The following is a 16,070-nucleotide window of genomic DNA, read 5'->3' as shown; positions in this document are numbered from 1 at the left end:
TTTTGGGCCTGTTTATGGGCCAAAAGGGGCAAAATTCGTATAAAATATTTGTCAACTACGCTGGCGTTGTATTAGTATTTGTGCTACTTTTGTCTAGTGTACAAAGGTATTGGTAAGTTTATATGCTTCACCACGTCGGTTAGGTTTTTGATTTTTCACTAATTCGAATGACAATTTTGCAATTTGATAAGATTAGCCGGTCTTTTTTAGCACCTCCACTCCCCGGAAATTTCCTAAAATCTACTCGCTATTACTTATCCCTTTGGATATAAGCCTTTCCAAGGGCTAGAGTTCTTTTTCCTAACTTTTTCTTTATTAATTTTTTTCTCAAGATGAACATTTTTGTAGCTAGACTTAATTTTGACACTACCAGCGAGGAGCTGGAAAGTACATTTGCTCAGTTCGGTGAGATTGATTCTGCCAAAGTTATTATGGACAAATTTACTGGCAAATCAAGGGGATTTGGATTTGTTGAAATGCCTAACGACGATGAAGCATACGCGGCGATCGAAGCCCTGAATGATTCAGATTTGGATGGCAACACGATTGTAGTGAAAAAAGCTGAACCTCGTGAAAGCCGAGGTGGCGGCGGAGGTGGATTTAACCGTAATCGTCGCGGTGGCGGCGGTGGAGGATACGGTGGTGGCGGCTACGGTAATCGCGGCGGTGGCGGCGGTTATGGTGGCGGCGGATACGGCAACCGCGGTGGCGGCGGCGGTTATGGTGGCGGCGGCGACCGTGACGGTGGCGGCGGCGGATATCGCGATCGCAATGACCGCGGCGGCAATCGTCGTGGCGGTGGCGGAGGATACGATAATGATCGTTATGACCGGGGTGGATCCCGTCGTCGTAACGACTGGGACTAAGATAGGATCGAGGAGTGGAGCATGACAGACGAGCTTCGTCTGCCATCCTTCACTCCTCTCCTTCCGATATACTTTTCTTTACTTTCTCTCCCGGGCCCTTTCCCTTCCTTACCGGTACTCCTAACCGGCCAGTCTGTAGATGCATATTCAAATTTATTCCTGTAACTTTGTGAGTAAGGAAACTTAAACTCACATACCATCATGCACCAACGACTATTACTGGCTATGCTTTGTTCATGGGCCACCGTTGCTCTCACTGCCCAGATCCTCACCACCGAACCTACATTTCCCACTGAGGCCGACCAGGTAACCATTTATTTTGACGCCAGCCTGGGCAATGCCGGCCTGAAAGACTGCAACTGCGACGTCTACCTCCATACCGGGGTAGTCACCAACCTCAGTAGTACCGATACCGACTGGAAATACGTGCAAACAGTATGGGGCCAGGCCAACGCCGACTGGAAGCTCACTCCCGTAGAAGGACGCCCCAACGTTTACAGCTTCGTGATCGGCCCTTCTATCCGGGAATATTACAACGTGCCGGCGGAAGAATCGATTGAAAAAATGGCCTTTGTATTTCGCAATGCCGATGGTTCCAAAGAAGGCAAGAACACCGGCAATACCGATATCTTTGCCGGTGTCTTTGACGAATCCCTCCAGCTCAATCTGGCCAGTCCCGCCCAGGAGGTTATGTTGGTGAACCCCGGCGACGACATTGTGGTAGAGGCTCAGACGAACCGTCCGGCCACGATCTCCATCTTCCAGGACGAGATGCTGGTCACCAGCCAGACGGACGCTACGGCAATCACTTACACCTTCGATGCGGACACCCGGCCCCACTCCGTGGAGATCCGGGCCGAAGCCGGTGGAGAGATCGTTTCCCGTCGTCTGGCCTATCTGGTCCCTTATCTGGTCGGGACAATGCCCGTACCGGCTGATTATCCGGACGGGCGAACCGAAATCAACAGCACCACGGCTTTTTTCCAGTTACACGCGCCGAGCAATCAGGTCGTTTTTCTGATAGGGGATTTTAACGACTGGCAAGTCAGTACCGATTACCTCATGCACCGCGATCTGAACGGCACTTTCTGGCTGGAAGTAGACGGTCTCACTCCGGGCGAAACCTACACCTACCAGTATCTGGTGGACGAGGGGCTGCGCCTGGCCGATCCGCTCAGCACGCTCGTACTCGACCCCGCTAATGATCCATTCATTCCGGAAGTGACCTTCCCCGATCTACCGGCTTACCCATCCGGAAAAGGACAGGGGATCGTGAGTGTATTTACCATGGCCGAGGCCGAATACAACTGGCAGATCGATGATTTCCAGGCGCCTCCGAAAGAGGAGTTGGTGGTCTACGAGCTGCTATTGCGTGATTTTATTGAACGCCACGATTATCAGACCCTCAAAGACACCCTGGATTATCTGGAGCGGCTCGGTATAAACGCCATCGAACTGATGCCGGTGAGCGAATTTGAAGCGAATGACAGCTGGGGTTATAACCCCAGTTTCCATATGGCACTGGATAAGTATTACGGCACCCCCGAGGCCTTCAAAGCGCTGATCGACGAATGTCATCGTCGCGGGATCGCGGTCATCCTGGATGTCGTGTACAATCACGCCTTTAGTCAGAGTCCGTTGGCTCAGCTCGACTGGGATCCGGTGAATTTCCGGCCGACGGCCACCAACCCCTGGTTTAATGTGACTCCTATGCACCCCTTTAACGTGGGTTATGACTTCAATCATAGCAGTCCGGCTACCCGGCGCTACGTAGATCGGGTGATGAAATACTGGCTGGAAGAATACCGGGTGGACGGCTTCCGCTTCGACCTGTCAAAAGGCTTCACCCAGCGCATGACCACGGATGTCGGTTTCTGGGGTTCGTACGATGCCAACCGGGTCGCCATTCTCAAACACTACGCCGATGTGATGTGGTCCGTCAATCCGGATGCCTACGTGATCCTGGAACATTTTGCGGATAATCTCGAAGAAGTAGAACTGATCAATTACGGAATGATGTCCTGGGCCGGAGGCGGAGTACACAATCAATACCTGGAAGCAGCGCTCGGATACACCGCTGACCTGCGGGGGGCAGCCTACACCTACCGCAACTGGACCCAGCCGCATCTGGTGGCCTATATCGAAAGTCACGACGAAGAAAGACTGGTGTATAAAAACACCCAGTTTGGTAATAGCGACGGAGATTACGACATCCGGGAATATCCCACGGCAATCAAACGCTCCGAACTGGCGGCGGCTTTCTTTTACACCGTTCCCGGCCCCAAAATGCTCTGGCAGTTTGGTGAACTGGGTTACGACTACTCCATTAATACCTGTGAAAATGGCAGTGTCAGTGATAACTGTCGCCTGTCCCGCAAACCCATTCGCTGGGATTATCTGGAAGATGCCTACCGCAAGCGGTTGTTCGATGTAGTGAGCGGATTGATACATCTGAAAACCAATTACGATGTGTTTAACACCACAGATTTCACACTGGATATAGGCGGGGGAACCACCGTAAAAAAGATCTTCCTGAACGGCGAGAATATGGACGTGGTGGTGCAAGGGAATTTCGATGTAAATGATCGGGACCTTAGTGCGGCCTTCTCCGCAACAGGATGGTGGTACGACTATTTCAGCGGAGACAGCATACTGGTGGAAGACGCCGCTCAGAGCGTAGGTCTGGCTCCGGGTGAATACCACGTATATACCTCGGTTCGTCTGGGGCCTCCGCCCAATGGCTATCCCACACCTACCCGGGAATTGGTGCAGGATTATTTCCGGGTCCGGGTAGCGCCCAATCCAGCCACCGGACCGGTAAATATAAGCTATCAATTGCCCGAGGCGGCACGGATCAGCCTGTTATTGTCCGACGGTAAGGGACGCCGGATCCGTTCGCTTTACAGTGGTTACGAGCCGGGTGGCGAATACCGGAAAAGCTTTGATCTGGACCTGCCGGCCGGCCTGTATTTTTTACAAATACAGACCAACCGGCAGCAGGAAGTCTATCCATTTGTGATCCATTAGGTTAAAAAATCCTATTTTTAGTGTTCTTTTCCATTCGCTACGGTCTATCCGCCGTGGCAGAATGTATAAGTGTCCCCAATTATCCTCGCATATTAACTAAAATTAAGAGCCGTAAATTCGGTTCAATTCGCCCTTTCCCGGTGAATTGGCTGTGTCTCCGATGAGCAACAATAAAGAAAACCTGGACTTGTTTCACTTTGATTCGATCTACCAATCACTGATTAAAGTAGTGAGGGGTATCCTTTTTATCGATGACCAGGGAAATATTTACCGGGCCGATCCGATGGTCAGTAAGATCACCGAATTTTCCCGGGAAACCCTCGAGACCATGTCCATTTTTCACCTGGATGAATCGCTGACGATGAAGGAATGGCGGAAATGGTGGAAATCTCTGGAAACGGAAGGTTTTATCCAGACCCGTACCCATTGGCGCAAATCCAACGGGAAAACAATCCCCATCTTTTTCACGGCCTGTATCCTGTTAAATGAAAGCCGTCCGTTTGCCGTCTACAAGATCCATCTTTCGTCTGTCAATGCGCTGTTTCCCCTGTTGCAGTCGAGCGCCAGTTTTTCCCAGAGCGCAGCCTGGGAATGGGATCTGGAAAAGGAGCGGTTTATAGTGACCGATCACTTCTACCGACTTTTCGATCTCGACCCGGAGCGATACCAGAATCATGGACTCAACATTCTCCAATTACTGAGGGACCGCCTTACCGCGGACCAGATGGCTGAATTTACCCAATCCGTGGCCGATCTGCGGTCCGGTAAACAAAGCTTTGAACAGCAATTGCGCATTAAGTGGAAGGATACGGAAAAACAGATCTTACTGCGGGCCGAAGCCATCGGCAACAAAGGGCAGATCCACAAGATCCGCGGCGTATTGAAGAAAGTGGAAAATAGTCCGCCACCCGTTGGTGACCAGAAGGCACAACTGTTGCTGGATAATGCCCGGGCCATGATCTGTTGGATTCAGCCCGACGGTAGCCTGGCCTACATCAATCAGTCCCTGAGCCGGGCACTGGGATATTCCAGCCAGCAGCTGCAGGAAGAAATTAGTATTTATCAGATCGATATTGAGAATTCCCGGACCAAATGGAATAGCTTTCGCGACAAATTGCGGGAGCAAAAGACCATTCAGATGGAAACCTCTTTCCAACGCCGGGACGGCACCGTTTTTCCGGTAGCAGTCAACATTGTGCAACTGGAAGATGGAGTCATTGGATTGCTCGCCCAGGATATCAGTATGCGCCGCCAGGAAGAAGCACAATTGAAAGCCGGCCTGCTGCAGATCAATCAGTTGAGTCAACAACTGGAAGCCGAAAATCAATATCTGCAGGAGGAAGTCTCCCACCATTTTGAAAATATCATTAGTAAAAGCAAGGCTTACGCAGAAGTTCTGCACCAGGTAGAACAGGTGGCGCCCACCGATTCAACGGTCCTGATCGAAGGGGAGAGCGGTACGGGTAAGGAGCTCATCGCCCACGCCATCCACCGGCTGAGCCAGCGCAGCCAACGGGCGCTGGTAAAGGTAAACTGCGCGGTATTACCGGAAAGCCTGATCGAGAGTGAGCTGTTCGGTCACGAAAAAGGGGCCTTTACCGGAGCCGATAAACGCCGCCAGGGCCGCTTTGAACTCGCGGACGGCGGCACCATATTTCTGGATGAGATCGGGGAACTTCCCCTGGACATCCAGGCCAAACTGCTCCGCGTACTGCAGGAAGGTGAGTTCGAACGGGTAGGTGGCAACGTCACCCTGACCGTCAACGTACGCATCATCGCCGCCACCAACCGCAAGCTGAAGCAGATGGTGGGTCAGAAAAAATTCCGGGAAGACCTCTATTATCGTCTGAATGTCTTTCCGATCGAAAATATCCCGCTCCGGGAAAGAACGGAGGATATTCCATTACTGACCCAGCATTTCCTGAAAAAATTCAGCCTGAAAACTGGAAAACAGATCGATAAGATCCTGCCTAAGGATATGAAACGGCTCCAACAGTACCGGTTCCCCGGTAATGTGCGCGAGCTGGAAAACATTATTGAACGGGCGGTCATTCTCACTCCCGGAGAAATTCTTGACCTCAGCTACTGGAAGCCGGATAATGAATCCAGTCGGGAAAGAAGTACGGAGATTAAAACGATGGAAGAAATGCAGCAGGAGTTGATCATCCGTACGCTGGAGAAAACCCACTGGCGGGTCAGTGGTCCGGATGGTGCCGCGGCTATTCTCGATATGCATCCTCAGACGCTCTATTCCCGGATGCGAAAACTCGGCATCAAGCGCAGCGATCGTTGATTATTGGTTAATACTTTCGGTGTCATTCACGATCAGCGCCGCATACTGTACCTTATCGTTGAGGATTACGGGCGTACCGATCAACTCCACCTGTATATTTTTCCCCTCTTTATTCCGGATCTCATAGGCTATTTTTTGAGAAGTAGCGCCGGTGAATACCTGCTCGATAGCGGTAGCGATCTGTTTGCCTTCGCCTTCGCCGGCAAAATCATAGATACTATTGCCGATCAGATCGGATTTTTCCAGATCCTGAAATTTAACCCGGTTGATGTGTTTGATAATGCCCTCACTATCCAAAAGAATGATCTGGTGCAGGGCATTGTCCATAAAGGACTCGTATTCGCCCACTGCATCCAGCATTTGCTGGTGTTTGATGATCTGCTCGGTCCGGTCTGCCCAGATGATGATGATCTTTTTAACAGGATGCGTCTCTTGATCCTGATCGATAACGGGGATCACACAACCCGAGTAGAACCGGTCTCCCCGGTCCCGGGTGATCAGACTGACCTTTACTTCCTGCGGTTCTTTCTTATTCAGGGTTTTCTGTAGAGCATTTTCTAAGCTGTTGCGATCTTCTTCCTGGAGGTAGTCGTACACGTTTTTGAAGATCAGCTTCGGAGCTTCCAGCCCTCCGAACTCCTGGTTGATCCGGGTAATGGTACCATCCTTATCCAGTACCATGATGGTCTCATTCGAATAATCGAAAATAGCCTGGAACTTGTTGGCAAAGGTCTTGATCTGCTCCTTCACCTTCATGAGTTCGTTGACATCCACGAAGTTGATCACCAGGCCTTTGATCATGTTCTTTTCCGTTCGGTAGGGCAGGATCCGCAACAGGTAATGATTACCTTGCTGATCCGTGACTTCCTGTTCGAAAGTATCGAGGGTTTCGAATACCTCCCGACTGATCTCGGCGATGTCCAGCTTTTCCAGGGTACTGGAAAAATCGGTGATCGGACGGCCAATATCCGTTTCCAACAGATTGAACTGCTGGCGAATGGCCGGGGTAAAGCGGCGAATGCGGAGTTCGGCATCCAGAAAGATCGTACCGATCTCCGTACTCTTCAGGAGATTCTTGATATCATTATTGACCGTAGTCAGGTTTTCGTTTTTGATCTGTAGCTCATTATTAACGGTATAGAGCTCTTCGTTGACCGACTGCAGTTCTTCGTTCGTACTCTGCAATTCTTCGTTAGCGGCCAGTAGCTCGCGGTTGGAAGCCTGTAATTCTTCATTGGTAGACTCCAGGCGGCTCACCAGGTCTTTACTGTTGCTATTGGCCTGGTTCAGTTTACCTTCCAGGATCCGGATATGATCCTTCAGCAATTCGTTGCTGTTTACTTCTTCCAGCTCTACTTCATTGGCCGCGGCCCCGTCCGTATTGGCGAGGAGTTCTACCATAAAGGTATCTTCCTCGTTCCCGTTTAGATTGACCCGGCGAAACCGCAGGTCGAGCAGCTCATCATTCCCGTTTTTGGAAAAACTAACATCCTTGTACACGACGGATATTTCATTACCGGACACTTTACCAACTCCTTTTCGGAAAAGCAGGACCTGTTCCGGCGGCAGCATGTTATCCAGATTGAAGTCAGCCTGCCCGCGGGGAAAAGTAAGCAGGCGTTCGACATTGCCCTGGATATAGATAACATCCAATTTGTCATTAAGAAAAAGCACAGTGGGAACGTAATAGTCAAGCAGGTACTTTGTAAATGGATCCTTTAGTTCTTCTTCGCCGGAGGATACGGCCTGCACTTCGGCCGTTTTAGTTTTTTTACGTGGCTGGTGCAGTAGCTGTCCCGGTCCGGATCTTAAGCGGGACTGATAGGGCAGCTGGGTATTTTCTTTTTTCTGGAAAATATTCCATTTCTTTTCTACCTGATTGTAAGCGTGCTTGACATCTCCCAGCGATTCACTGGGTCCCAGAAACAGGTAACCCATCGGATTGAGAGCAAAGTGAAAAGTAGACAACACGGCCCGCTGGGAAACAGATTTGAAGTAGATCAATGCATTCCGACAGGAGATCAGGTCCATATGGATAAAAGGAGGGTCGCTCAACAGATTGTGAACGGCGAAAAGCATCTTATCCCGGATTACGCTTTTAATGCGATAAAAGTCCGCCTCTTTGACAAAGTATTCCAACAGCAGATCATCGGGGATATCCGCGGCGCAGTTATGGGAAAAGGCCCCTTCTGACGCCAGCTTAATAGCTGCACTATCTACATCGGTACCAAAGATCTTAAAATCGTGATTGAGATTGTTTTTCCGGAGGTAGCGGTCGAAGATCAGGGCGATGGAGTAAGCTTCTTCTCCCGTTGAGCAGGCCGGCACCCAGATCCGAACGGCCTCTTCCTCTTCCCGGTTGTCGAATATCTGTGGCAAAACTACCCTCTCCAGAGATTCGAAGGCCAGTGGGTTTCTGAAAAATCGCGTAACCCCGATCAGGAAATCTTTCTGGAGCGCGAAAATCTCACGATCATCCTTTCTCAGCAGTTCGATGTATTCCTCCGGATCCCCCAGTCGATGTAGCAACACCCGGTTGGCCAGACGCCGGTTGAGCGTGGGCTCCCGGTAGCCGGAAAAATCAATTCCGGTAGCGGTAAGTACTTCCCGCAGGATCCGGTCCAGGTAAGGAAGCGGTTCCACCCCGTTACCGGAAATGGCTATATTGAAATCTCCATTCGTGTCGGACCACTCCAGAATATCCGTCAAGATAGAAGCCAGCCCTTCTGGGGATAGGACTTTATCGGCCATCTGCAGGCGGAGCACCGCCTTGGGCATCCCATCAAATTTGGCGGATTCGGGAGTCTGCACCAAAACCAGCCCTCCGGCCTCCTTAATAGTACGAACACCCCGGGAGCCATCCGTGCCCGTGCCGGACAGGATCACCCCGATCGCCTTTTCTTTCTGACTTTCTCCCAGGGAATGGAAAAACTTGTCTATTGGAAGATTTAACCCATCATTCGGTGTACGCGGATGGGTGATCAGCATGTTCTTTTCGAGGGTGAGATTTTTGTCTTTGGAAATGATATAGATCTGATTGGCCTGAACGGGCATTACGGAATCAACGATCGTGATCGGCATGCTGGCGTGCTTGGCCAACAGTTCGTCCATAACGCTGTGGTGATCCGGAGAAAGATGTAGAATAAGTACGAAAGCGGCACCCGTATTATCCGGCAAATTAGATAATAAGGACATCAATGCTTCCATTCCTCCGGCGGAGGCTCCAAGTCCTACCACTCTCATGAGCTCAATTGAATGATTAGTAAAATCTTTCCTGGGATAAACAACACCTTATGAATCAACTGATAAATCCCTATCAATTATCGTGCAAATCAGTCAGGAAAAAAGGTAAGTGCGTTGTTAGAGTCCATAATTTAACAAAACCGGTTGACATTAGTTCCTTATTTACCGGATTAGCGCACTTCCGGCTAGAGTGTCAGAGTGGTCCTCAACCAGGAAAGTATTAAATTTGATAACGATTATTAGATTTAATAAAATTTCATTTTTTGGCACATTCTATAAAACACTGATTATCAACACTTTACCAGATGGCACGCTATTTGTCTTTAAGTAAGTAACGATGTTTAAAAATAATAAATCGTTTTTGATTTATTTAAATTGGGGCTCTTTTGCATCTCTAACTACAAGTTAGAGATGCTTTTTTTTTACCCTACCCGGACTCCTGTCCGATCAGTGCTACGTACCTGATCCGCTCCTCAATGATCACCGGCGTAGCGACCAGTTCGATCATTGCTTCTCTTCCGTTTTTATCGACAAAATTGAACCGCACTGTTTCAAACGGGTTACCGGAGAAGATATTCTCAATAGATGATCTGACCTTGCCTTGCTCGGAATCTCCCAGATATTTATAAATGCTGGTACCGATCATCTCTTTCTTACTGCTACCGGTATGCTGGGCATAATTCAGATATTTGATGGTGCCGTCCCGGTCGATCAAAGCAATCTGATGGAGGGCATTATCCATAAATGCCTCATATGCTGCCAGGTTTTGGGTTAGCTCATGCTGTTCATTGACGTTTTTGGTGATATCCTGCATTATGGCTACAAAAGAGACCAACACCTGCCCCGATCCATTTGGAGGATTATCCCCCAGGGGGATCATGGTACCTGCGTAATAACGCGACAGCTCATTCTGATCTCTGATCTCAAATTCAAATGAAAGGGGGCGAAACTTTTTGGACATGTCTTCCAGTTCCGCTTTCAGTCGCCGGGTTTCCTCCCCGGGAAGGACTTCGAAAATATTCTTACCCACAAGGGCACCCTTCGAATAAGGTCCGATACCGTTGCTGGCCTCCTCGATATCGCCTACGGCGTCCAGTTCCAGGATAATATCATCGGAATTCTGAAAGATGGCTTTGAATTTTTTGGCAAAGGTCAGCATCTGTTCCCGGATCCTGATCAGCTCGTTGACATCCACGAAAGTAATGACCAGGCCCTGAATGAGGTCATCCTGGGTGCGATACGGCAATACCCGCAACAGGTAGTGGTTGCCGTTTGTGTCCTCTACTTCTTTTTCGTATTTGTCGAGAGTAATGTATACCTGTCGGCTGATGCGACTGATATCCACGCCGATAAGTGTGGTGGAGAAATCCGAGATAGGGCGGCCGATATCCGATTCCAGCAGATTAAAATGTTTGCGGATAGCGGGCGTGAACCTTCGCACCTGTAATTCCTTATCCAGAAAGATCGTGCCAATATCGGTACTTCTCAGCAGGTTGAGTATGTCGTTGTTGGCCTGGGAAAGTGCATCGTTTTTGAGTTGCAGCTCGCTGTTGACGGTATACAGTTCCTCATTGACCGACTGCAATTCTTCATTAGTGCTTTGCAGTTCTTCATTGGAGGCCATCAGTTCGCGGTTAGAAGCCTGTAACTCTTCATTGGTGGCTTCCTGTTCATCGATCAGGTTCTGAGCTCTCTGATTGGCATCGCCGAGCTGCATTTCCAGGTTTTTCATCTGCTGGTTCCAGATAACCGACTGATTGGAAGGAGAACTATCTTTCGGCCCGTCTGCGCCGGAAGGCTCAACGTTCGTGATCTCCACCAGAATGATCTCTTGCCGCTTATCCTCCAGCCAAATTTTCTGGAAATGGAGATTCGCTAACTTTTCTACTCCTGCCTTACTGAAAGCTACATTGCGAAAAGCAAGCGAACTTTCTCCGGCCAGACAACGTTTTACCGCATTCTGGAATAGCAGCAGGACTTCTCCATCCAGCATCCTGGAGACATTGAATTTTACCAGTGCACGGGGAAAACTAAAATATTCCTCAATATTTCCGTGAGTGTATAGAATATCTAGGTCAGCATTGACAAAGACAGATTTAGGCACAAACCTGTCGATCAGATATTGCGTATATTTATCTAAGTTTTGATGAGACATTTACCAGCTCAGCTTATTCGAGATTGACCATAATTTCCAGGCACAAAAATACGATCTCTGTCGCTTTTTTTCTACTGATTTTCAAATGAGTGGCGCATTTGTTTTAAATATAATAAAATTGACAAACAGGGATTATTATATTTAATAAAAATATTTTTATTTAACCCGTAAACTACTGATTATCAGTGGTTAAAAAGTTGGACTGGTTTTTGAAGTACTATATAGTGATAAGTATTTTTTAAAATCGCGAAAACCGGATTTAATAATGAAACCGATAACCAATTCTCTTTCTGAAAGGGCGCAACTCAGGTTTCAAATCCTGGAAAAGATTTTTAAGCAGCTCGGAGATGAACAGAGTCGCATCATGTTAATGCATTACCGCGGGTATTCCCCCCGGGACATTGCCAAAGCACTAAATATTTCCGAACCCATTGTAAAAAATAAGCTGAACGCTACCAAACAGGAAGCTAGAAAGTTAATTCAAAAATACTACCAATAATAAACTCAGCTCTAACAAGTAGTTGCCTTTCCATACCTCTGTTCTCTAAAGGCATCAAGTACTGTTTAGCCAAATTATAACCCTGTAGACCCTGAGAACGCATCTCCGGACGATATTGTACCGGAGATGCCTCTTATCCCTTAAACCATAAAGAAATGATTGATCAACCCTTGTCTATATTAATTATCAGTAGCAATAGCAAAGATATTGAAACTGTAAAATCAAAAATTCGGAGCTTTGCTCCCAATAGTCTATACGTAGTTGCCCGCAATGAAGCAAATCTGAAAAAACGGATCGGGTGGCTGGATTACCATATGGTGATCTGTGACCACCAGTTACCCCACAACCAAGCACAAAAGGCAAATATCAGGCTTCGTATTACGATGCCCTATTTGCCTTTTATCCTGATCACGGACTGTCCGGAAATGGAGAATGGTTTCTTGTCAAAAGAATCTTCTTCCTGGTCCGTCCGGGCCATTATTGGTCGGAGTCATCTGGATCAGTCCGGTGCCGTGATTCAATCGGTTTACAACAATAGTGCGGAGACCGTGGAGCAGGAAAGAAACTGCCAGAAAAGGATAAAACAGAAAAATCTGTTACTTCAAAAATTTGAATCTTTGCTCAAGCAGGCACTGCGTCCGCTAAATTCGTTCACCCTGGAAGAATTGTCCAGGATGGTTTTCAATCGCCATAAAATTATTGGAAACTTTATTTCTTAATAGTTATAAGTCGGCCGGTATTAGTTGACCACTTCGTAAACACCATCCTTTACCCGCTTCTCAAATTCGTCACGGGGTACCGGCATTTTCGCATTGGCCATAATCAGTTTAATGGTTACGCGGTTGGCATTTTCCTTTATCACTCTTACTTTCATACTACTTTTCATAATGGAAAAAATTTATCTGTTAAAAAAAATTGGGTGTTTGATTGTTGCTCCCAAAGGAAAATAGCTGACCATCCGTATCGAATAAGCTCGATAGAGAAGCAGTTACCCAAATGTGCTGCCCGTCAACTTTATAATTCCTTTCCGGCTTTTTTCAAAAAGATGAGTGGAATGACCTTACATCAAGGGCATCGTGGCCGACGCCATCTCCTAAATTTGGTTCCAGGAGCAAAAAGCATTGAAAAAGAGGAACATATCTATAAATATAAACAAAATCTACCTAAAATTGTTTACCTAGCCTGATTTATGGAGGATCAATTCTCCGGACCTTTTTTCAGGTAAGCTTTCACGGGCGGACCAAAATTCGATTATCAGCAGTTTCCCTACGGCATAAGCTAAGGATAAAATTAGAGAAGGCGCGGGTGGTACCTACCATCCGCGCCTTCTCCGTTTCATGCTTCGTCAAACTCCGGGAATTAGCCTCAGCCTCCTATCCGGAGAATACGAAACTACTGATGATCAGCTCATTAATCCTCCGTCTCCACGGTGCCGCCACTGATGGTAGAACCGAAGAAAACGCTATTCAGAAAGATTCGGTTCGTTCCGTACCAGAAAGCCCGGAAGTTGGGATTGAAAGTCATAGAGATCGTCCGTCCGCGTCCTACCCCACTCACCACTACAGCAGCCGAACCGTCGATCTTACCTTCGTAGATCTTGTTCAGGTAACCGCTCAGCAGTGGTTTATCGCGGTAAATCGCGGGGGTCGCGTAGACATTGTTAGAAGGCTCGAAGAAAATCGTCCCCCGCTTAAACACCGGGATCTCTTCCTGGTGGTAACCGTAAAACACCGGATGGGTGAGGTCCGCCTCAATGGCAAAAATGGCCCCTCCGATCACTTTACCTCCGCGGTCCCGATTGGCTTTTGCGTAGGGCCGGCGCGTTTTATCATCATCTTTCTCATCCGTGGGTTTGCGTACTTTCAAGCTGGCCAGATCATTCTGGGCGGCCCACTGGGCCGAGCGGTCCATGGTGATCAGGGTACCACCGTCCTGCAGCCAGCGCTTAATGGTCGACGCTACACTATTGATGCGACTGTAGGAACCGTTGGGCAGTACGATAACATTATATTGCCAGATATCGACCCGGGACAGGCTGGAGATATCCACTTTACTGGTCACCATGCCGTAGCGCTGGTCAAAAAGGTGCCAGACTTCTCCCGCATCGTAGCTGGAAACGCCCTCCCCTACAGCCAGTAAGACCTTGGGCAACTCCAGAGGTTCAAAATCGTTACTCCCCAGGTCCGGACCTACAGGAGAATATCCCGTAGCCACCGCGGTGATCTCCACTCCGGTTGACTGACTGACCGATCTGATCAACTCATAGATCTCATCGCCGGACATGTCCTGATTTCGTGCCGGCACCATAACCGTACCTTCCGGGTAACGCTCACCTTCCAGTTCCAGAGGACGGGAGGCAACCTTGGCGCGCAGGCCGGCTTTCAGCAAGCGGTATACCGCCTTCGGTGCGTAATAATCGTCCCAGTCTACCAGATAAGCGTAATTGCTTTGCTGCGGTACAGCCGGTTCATTGGCATCCATCAATCCGGTAACCTGCTCTCCCTGAATATCTCTGCGGCCGGTCTCCGCGTAGGGAATATTGAAGGCCATGGGCAGTGTCCAGGCGGAAACATCGTAGAACAGGCTGTCTTCAAAGCTGGTACGGGTCTCAAACATCGCTTTGATCAGCCGGTACTGGGTTTGCTCCACCGGCACGACATAACTGCTTTCGGCGGCAAAGGGTTTACCGTCCAGGCTCAGGTCGCCGTCCAGTTTATAGACATCGATCCGGTGACGCCGCAGGATCTCCAGCAAGTGCTGGGTGCGGGAAGCATCATTGGCATCGCCGAAAACGTAGGACTTCACCCGGTCTCCCCGGGCATCGTCCATCGACTGGCGATAGAAATCACGTTGAAAATTAAGCAGATCCTGGCGCAAGCCCACCGCAGCCCGCTGGGTGCTCAGTGCAGTGGTTACCTGATTCCGGATGGTATAGGGGAAACTCAGCAGACCGTTGTCCGTTTCCTGCAGGTGCCCCCGGCTACTGGCCTGCTCGAACAGGATACCGATACAGCCGTTGGCGTCGGGATAGGTAGAGCCTTTTCCGTAGTAGAAATCATCGTATCCTTCGCCACTGTAATAAAGGGACCCGATCTCATCCAGCGCCTCAGCGTGGTAGTCGGCAATTTTGCCGGTCAGCTCCTGGTTCATCTTGGGCGTCAGGGGGTGTACCCGCGTGGGTTCTCCGGGCATGAAGAAAAAGGTAGAATTGGAACCCATTTCGTGGTGGTCCGTCAGGATGTTCGGCTTCCAGTCGTGGAAAGTCTGGATGCGTCCCCGGCTTTCCGGATGCTGTACCGGCAACCAGTCGCGGTTAATGTCGAACCAATAGTGGTTTGTCCGCCCGCCGGGCCAGGCCTCGTCGTACTCGCGATCGTTGGAATCCGAAGTGAGATTTTCATTCTTGTGCATATTGGCCCAGGTCGAGAAACGGGTGAGGCCGTCCGGATTAAAACTGGGATCAAAAATGATCACCAGATCATCGAGCAGGGCTTCGATCTCCGCCCCCCGAGCGGCCGCGAGATAATAGGCTACCAGCGGCGCGGCGTTGGCTCCACTGGGCTCGTTCCCGTGGATGCTGAATCCCTGGTAGATCACCGTCGGCATGTCTTCCGTGTCCAGTCGACCGGATTGTTCCGGATCGCTGAGCGCGACGTGTTCCGCCTGAATTTCATCCAGTCGGGCCTGATTGGCCTCGCTGGTCACGATGATATGAACGAGTGGGCGTCCCTCGTAGGTACGGGCGTGCTGACGCAAGCTCATCCGGGGCGAAAGTTCCGCCAGGTGACGCATATACATGAGTTGCTGATCGTGGCTGATGTGCCAGGATCCGATCTGATAACCCAGAAATGACTCCGGTGTCGGTATCTCCGGATCGTAGTCAATATCGGGCAGATAGTAGGTCAGATCTACGGACTGAGCCGATAAACCCAGCCAGCTTAAAACTAGTAGGAGTGTTAAGATTCGTTGCATTAAAGAGTTGTGTTT

At 49.3% G+C, this 16,070-nt stretch carries 9 protein-coding genes; 5 read left to right on the top strand and 4 right to left on the bottom strand.

Annotation, left to right across the window (positions count from 1 at the left end):
- Positions 1–332 precede the first annotated feature (332 nt).
- The 3 genes from CRP01_RS27130 (at position 333) to CRP01_RS41970 (ending at position 6,186) form a co-directional block, all read left to right on the top strand.
- On the top strand, positions 333–866 hold the full coding sequence (locus CRP01_RS27130) for an RNA recognition motif domain-containing protein (RefSeq protein WP_099153200.1): 534 nt from the start codon (positions 333–335) through the stop codon (positions 864–866).
- Positions 867–1,067: 201 nt separating this feature from the next.
- On the top strand, positions 1,068–3,893 hold the full coding sequence (locus CRP01_RS27125) for a DUF4961 domain-containing protein (protein ID WP_099153199.1): 2,826 nt from the start codon (positions 1,068–1,070) through the stop codon (positions 3,891–3,893).
- Between the two features lie 160 nt (positions 3,894–4,053).
- The gene (locus tag CRP01_RS41970; RefSeq protein WP_143473548.1) at positions 4,054–6,186 is read left to right on the top strand and encodes a sigma-54 interaction domain-containing protein; all 2,133 of its coding nucleotides are present in this window, start codon (positions 4,054–4,056) and stop codon (positions 6,184–6,186) included.
- Here the strand turns inward: CRP01_RS41970 and CRP01_RS27115 are convergent, their stop codons facing one another.
- Both CRP01_RS27115 and CRP01_RS27110 read right to left on the bottom strand, forming a co-directional pair.
- Entirely contained in the window at positions 6,187–9,429 is a 3,243-nt protein-coding gene (locus CRP01_RS27115) for a CheR family methyltransferase (protein ID WP_099153198.1), read from the bottom strand.
- Between the two features lie 427 nt (positions 9,430–9,856).
- Positions 9,857–11,422: a PAS domain-containing protein gene (locus tag CRP01_RS27110; protein WP_170110555.1), complete on the bottom strand. Its 1,566-nt coding sequence runs from the start codon at positions 11,420–11,422 to the stop codon at positions 9,857–9,859.
- A 427-nt stretch (positions 11,423–11,849) separates the two neighbouring features.
- On the opposite strand from CRP01_RS27110, the gene CRP01_RS27105 reads away from it, so the two are divergent.
- Positions 11,850–12,083, top strand: a complete 234-nt coding sequence (locus CRP01_RS27105; protein ID WP_099153196.1) for a sigma factor-like helix-turn-helix DNA-binding protein — start codon at positions 11,850–11,852, stop codon at positions 12,081–12,083.
- Positions 12,084–12,238: 155 nt separating this feature from the next.
- On the top strand, positions 12,239–12,802 hold the full coding sequence (locus tag CRP01_RS27100; protein WP_099153195.1) for a hypothetical protein: 564 nt from the start codon (positions 12,239–12,241) through the stop codon (positions 12,800–12,802).
- Positions 12,803–12,822: 20 nt separating this feature from the next.
- Here CRP01_RS27100 and CRP01_RS42460 read toward each other — a convergent pair whose 3' ends face one another.
- Entirely contained in the window at positions 12,823–12,969 is a 147-nt protein-coding gene (locus tag CRP01_RS42460) for a hypothetical protein (RefSeq protein WP_170110554.1), read from the bottom strand.
- A 524-nt stretch (positions 12,970–13,493) separates the two neighbouring features.
- Positions 13,494–16,055: a M14 family metallopeptidase gene (locus tag CRP01_RS27095; protein WP_099153194.1), complete on the bottom strand. Its 2,562-nt coding sequence runs from the start codon at positions 16,053–16,055 to the stop codon at positions 13,494–13,496.
- Between the last annotated feature and the right edge of the window lie 15 nt (positions 16,056–16,070).

It is taken from the genome of Flavilitoribacter nigricans DSM 23189 = NBRC 102662, from assembly GCF_002646595.1.
GTDB classification, from domain to species: domain Bacteria; phylum Bacteroidota; class Bacteroidia; order Chitinophagales; family Saprospiraceae; genus Flavilitoribacter; species Flavilitoribacter nigricans.
This window is presented reverse-complemented; position numbering and strand designations above follow the sequence as displayed.

Bases quoted from the DNA above. Each gene is read 5' to 3' on its own strand.
- CRP01_RS27130 (WP_099153200.1), top strand. From the start codon at position 333: ATGAACATTTTTGTAGCTAGACTTAATTTTGACACTACCAGCGAGGAG.
- CRP01_RS27125 (WP_099153199.1), top strand. From the start codon at position 1,068: ATGCACCAACGACTATTACTGGCTATGCTTTGTTCATGGGCCACCGTT.
- CRP01_RS41970 (WP_143473548.1), top strand. From the start codon at position 4,054: ATGAGCAACAATAAAGAAAACCTGGACTTGTTTCACTTTGATTCGATC.
- CRP01_RS27115 (WP_099153198.1), bottom strand. From the start codon at position 9,429: ATGAGAGTGGTAGGACTTGGAGCCTCCGCCGGAGGAATGGAAGCATTG.
- CRP01_RS27110 (WP_170110555.1), bottom strand. From the start codon at position 11,422: ATGCTGGATGGAGAAGTCCTGCTGCTATTCCAGAATGCGGTAAAACGT.
- CRP01_RS27105 (WP_099153196.1), top strand. From the start codon at position 11,850: ATGAAACCGATAACCAATTCTCTTTCTGAAAGGGCGCAACTCAGGTTT.
- CRP01_RS27100 (WP_099153195.1), top strand. From the start codon at position 12,239: ATGATTGATCAACCCTTGTCTATATTAATTATCAGTAGCAATAGCAAA.
- CRP01_RS42460 (WP_170110554.1), bottom strand. From the start codon at position 12,969: ATGAAAAGTAGTATGAAAGTAAGAGTGATAAAGGAAAATGCCAACCGC.
- CRP01_RS27095 (WP_099153194.1), bottom strand. From the start codon at position 16,055: ATGCAACGAATCTTAACACTCCTACTAGTTTTAAGCTGGCTGGGTTTA.